Below are 364 nucleotides of genomic sequence, written 5' to 3'. Positions count from 1 at the left end.
CCACTTGCATTTCTTGACAGAGAGCATTAGCCATATCCACATCAAAACCACGTAATGATCCATCCGCTTCTGTCCAACTAAAAGGAGGATAAGCGCCTTCGATGCCAAAGCGCACAACTTTCCACTCTTTTGCTTGGGCCAGCCCAGAAACGGCCGTTGCTGCCACTGCCGCCATTAATAACCACTTTTTCATATCCATACTCCTGTGATTGTTTTACTGTCTTTATTATCCATAAATATCGTCGAAATAGATGGGTGTTTATGCCCGTGTCGCTTGAAGTGACACTCGTATTAACTCGGTAGGTAACTAGGGTTTGTTGACCCTAATAAATTGATGAAATAAACTGCTTCAGCCGCTCTGACT

The 364-nt window shown here is 44.0% G+C and carries 1 protein-coding gene; it reads right to left on the bottom strand.

From position 1 onward, the window contains the following. On the bottom strand, window positions 1-193 hold a 193-nt coding region (locus B7C60_RS19430), incomplete at its 3' end, for a transporter substrate-binding domain-containing protein (RefSeq protein WP_245869476.1). Window positions 194-364: the final 171 nt, after the last annotated feature.

The organism is Vibrio fujianensis (assembly GCF_002749895.1).
Taxonomy (GTDB): Bacteria; Pseudomonadota; Gammaproteobacteria; order Enterobacterales; family Vibrionaceae; genus Vibrio; species Vibrio fujianensis.
This window is presented reverse-complemented; position numbering and strand designations above follow the sequence as displayed.